The organism is Ruegeria sp. ANG10 (assembly GCF_040705255.1).
Classification (GTDB): Bacteria; Pseudomonadota; Alphaproteobacteria; order Rhodobacterales; family Rhodobacteraceae; genus Ruegeria.
The window spans coordinates 2348-6364 of the sequence record NZ_JBFCVU010000024.1 but is presented as its reverse complement, the minus strand read 5'-3'; the positions used below and the strand labels follow the sequence as shown (position 1 = coordinate 6364).

Genomic DNA, 4017 nt, shown 5'->3' with positions numbered 1-4017 from the left:
ATTCCGACGCTGGTTGCGGGATTAGGATTTGAAGCTACGGTCCAGCGCTTTGCGCGTTCGTCAGGTAATCGATCCACTGGATCGATTTCTGTTCTTCCTCACCCTTCAGGTTATGAGCCTGCCGAGGTTTGATCGTTAAGCAAGCAGTTCAGTGGACTGTTTGTAGATCGAGCGGGTTTTTTTTGGATTTTGGTTGCGGGGAGAGGATTTGAACCTCTGACCTTCAGGTTATGAGCCTGACGAGCTACCGGACTGCTCCACCCCGCGACGCTTTGGGTTGGTCTACCGCCAATTCGGCTATTTGAGACCGGGTCGTGTTTTTTTGATCGTTTAGAGAGATGTTTTGGGCTTTTACTAGGTTTGGCGGTGACCTACTCTCCCGGGGCTTAAGCCCAAGTACCATTGGCGCGGCAGTGCTTAACTTCCGGGTTCGGGATGGGACCGGGTGTTTCACTTGCGCTATGACCACCAAACCGAGGAAAAGCCCACGTCGCGACTTTGCGGAGCAAAGCGCGACGTGCAGGAGGCAGCGTATTCGCGAAGCGGATGCGCGTTCCTGCACGGTTGTTATGTCAATCAACACCGTCGCTGTTTGCGTAGCAAAAGCGACGAAGTTATCCATGTTCAAGGTGTGTATGTCTTTGATTTGTCTTTCCATTACTGGATCAAATCAAGCCTATCGGGCGATTAGTACCGGTCAACTGAACGCATTACTGCGCTTACATCTCCGGCCTATTGACGTGGTGGTCTTCCACGGCCCTCAGGGAGACCTTGTTTTGAGGGGGGCTTCCCGCTTAGATGCCTTCAGCGGTTATCCTGTCCGATCATAGCTACCCAGCACTGCCGTTGGCACGACAACTGGTCCACCAGTGGATCGTTCACCCCGGTCCTCTCGTACTAGGGGCAACTCCTCTCAAGTCTCCTACACCCACGGCAGATAGGGACCGAACTGTCTCACGACGTTCTAAACCCAGCTCACGTACCTCTTTAAACGGCGAACAGCCGTACCCTTGGGACCTGCTCCAGCCCCAGGATGAGATGAGCCGACATCGAGGTGCCAAACACTGCCGTCGATATGGACTCTTGGGCAGTATCAGCCTGTTATCCCCGGCGTACCTTTTATCCGTTGAGCGATGGCCCTTCCACTCGGGACCACCGGATCACTATGGCCGTCTTTCGACTCTGCTCGACTTGTCAGTCTCGCAGTCAGGCTGGCTTCTGCCATTGCACTCAACGAGCGATTTCCGACCGCTCTGAGCCAACCTTCGCGCGCCTCCGTTACGCTTTAGGAGGCGACCGCCCCAGTCAAACTACCCGCCACGCAGGGTCCCGGATCCGGATAACGGACCGCGGTTAGACATCAAGAGTGCGAAGGGTGGTATCTCAAGGGAGGCTCCACAGGTACTTGCGTTCCTGCTTCAAAGCCCACCACCTATCCTGCACATCACAATCCTGATGCCAGTGCGAAGCTGTAGTAAAGGTGCACGGGGTCTTTCCGTCTAACCGCGGGAAGCCTGCATCTTGACAGGCAATTCAATTTCGCTGAGTCGATGTTGGAGACAGCGGGGAAGTCGTTACGCCATTCGTGCAGGTCGGAACTTACCCGACAAGGAATTTCGCTACCTTAGGACCGTTATAGTTACGGCCGCCGTTTACCTGGGCTTCAATTCAAGGCTCTCACCTCTCCTTTTAACCTTCAGGCACCGGGCAGGCGTCAGACCCTATACGTCGTCTTGCGACTTCGCAGAGCCCTGTGTTTTTAATAAACAGTCGCCACCCCCTGGTTTGTGCCCCCAGCCCCTAGTTGCCTAGGAACCGGGCCTCCTTCTCGCGAACTTACGGAGGTATTTTGCCGAGTTCCTTCAACATCGTTCTCTCAAGCGCCTTGGTATGCTCTACCAGTCCACCTGTGTCGGTTTAGGGTACGGTCTGATAGGAGGGCTATTTCCAGGAACCTCTCAGCAGCCCAATCAATCCGATAAGATTGAACTACACCTGAGATCCGTCACCACTCCACGGCCTAGGAATATTAACCTAGTTCCCATCGCCTACGCCTTTCGGCCTCGGCTTAGGGGCCGGCTTACCCTGCTCAGATTAGCTTTAAGCAGGAACCCTTGGACTTTCGGCGAGAGTGTCTCTCACACTCTTTGTCGCTACTCATGTCATCATTCTCACTAGTGATCTCTCCACCGGATCCCTCACAGGCCGGCTTCATCGAAAGCCTCTCTCCTCCAATCCGCCCGAAGACGTGAAGGAGGAATGAGACTATGTCACACTACGCTCTGCTACCATGCCTTACGGCATCCTAAGCTTCGGCTCATGGCTTGAGCCCCGTTACATCTTCGCCGCAGGACAACTTATTTAGACCAGTGAGCTGTTACGCTATCTTTAAAGGATGGCTGCTTCTAAGCCAACCTCCTGGTTGTTTTGGTCGTCCCACCTGCTTTCCCACTTAGCCATGAATTGGGGGCCTTAGCTGTAGGTCAGGGTTGTTTCCCTCTCCACTACGGACGTTAGCATCCGCAGTGTGTCTGCCATCTAGTACTCCCGGGTATTCGGAGTTTGGTTAGGATCAGTAAGCCTGTGGGGCCCCATTACCCATCCAGTGCTCTACCCCCCGGGGTATTCGGATGACGCTCTACCTAAATAGATTTCGCAGAGAACCAGCTATCTCCGAGTTTGATTGGCCTTTCACCCCTAGGCACAGCTCATCCCGATCCTTTTCAACGGATGTGGGTTCGGTCCTCCAGTAAGTGTTACCTTACCTTCAACCTGGCCATGCCTAGATCACTCGGTTTCGGGTCTGATCCCACGAACTCATTCGCCCTATTAAGACTCGCTTTCGCTACGCCTACACCTAACGGCTTAAGCTTGCTCGTGAGACCAAGTCGATGACCCATTATACAAAAGGTACGCCGTCAGCTCGCAAGGAGCCTCCGACTGATTGTAGGCGTTCGGTTTCAGGTACTGTTTCACTCCCCTCGTCGGGGTGCTTTTCACCTTTCCCTCACGGTACTGGTTCACTATCGGTCAGCAAGGAGTACTTAGCCTTCGAAGGTGGTCCTCCGATCTTCAGACAGAATTTCACGTGTTCCGCCCTACTTAATACGTCCATCAGAGCTTAGAATACGGGGCTGTCACCCGCTATGGCCATGCTTCCCAACATGTTCTTCTCACTCATCTGGCTCGGCTGGTCCCCGTTCGCTCGCCGCTACTAGGGGAGTATCAATTGATTTCCTTTCCTCCGGGTACTTAGATGTTTCAGTTCCCCGGGTTTGCTCTTAAAACCCTATGTATTCAGGTCTTAAGTACCTGTTCATGCTCATTATTGATAGCAAAGCTAACAATAACAAACATTCAGGTGGGTTGCCCCATTCAGAAATCCATGGATCAAAGCTTATTCTCAGCTCCCCATGGCTTATCGCAGAGTATCACGTCTTTCATCGCCTCTTGCTGCCAAGGCATTCACCAAACGCCCTTCTCGCGCTTGATTTGATCCAGAAAAAGAAAGACTTGACCATTTGTCCTACCGCCTATTCGGCTACTTGAGGACGTGAACTCTTTCGGCCTGTCGGCCTTCACAGTTCGGTCAGATCGATCGAGACCGCCCAGCTGGTAACTAAAGGCAGTCATTCTTCTGAACCAAAAACATACATTTCCCGCCCCCGCCACTTGGACGAGGACAATTGAGCAACCCCATATGGTCTCAAAGCCGTGCAGCTGATCAACGCAGGTCGCTCGGGTTAGTATATTTGACTTGGACAACTCTGTTCGTTTCAGTCGCGATACACGAGACAGGGCCGGCTAGACCCAAACCGTGCCTTCCATCAGATGATGGAAACGACCGAGATCAGTGCCACACTCGGCACGATCAAACAGTGTTGATTGATTTCTCTCTATACGATGTCAATTGATGTGTCCGTCATCCTTACGGGTGACTTGGACGAGACGTCCAATCGGACGGTTAAGAACCAAAAAAGGTGCTTAACGATCTGATCGGGTAAATGGTGGAGCCAA

Annotated in this window: 1 tRNA gene and 2 rRNA genes; all 3 read right to left on the bottom strand. The window is 52.9% G+C overall.

The features are described 5' to 3' along the window. Positions 1 to 190 precede the first annotated feature (190 nt). A tRNA-Met gene (locus AB1A64_RS22245) sits at positions 191 to 267 on the bottom strand. Between the two features lie 91 nt (positions 268 to 358). Beyond that, positions 359 to 473: ribosomal RNA gene (rrf, locus tag AB1A64_RS22240) — 5S ribosomal RNA — on the bottom strand. 193 nt (positions 474 to 666) lie between these two features. Further along, positions 667 to 3493, bottom strand: a 23S ribosomal RNA gene (locus AB1A64_RS22235). Positions 3494 to 4017: the final 524 nt, after the last annotated feature.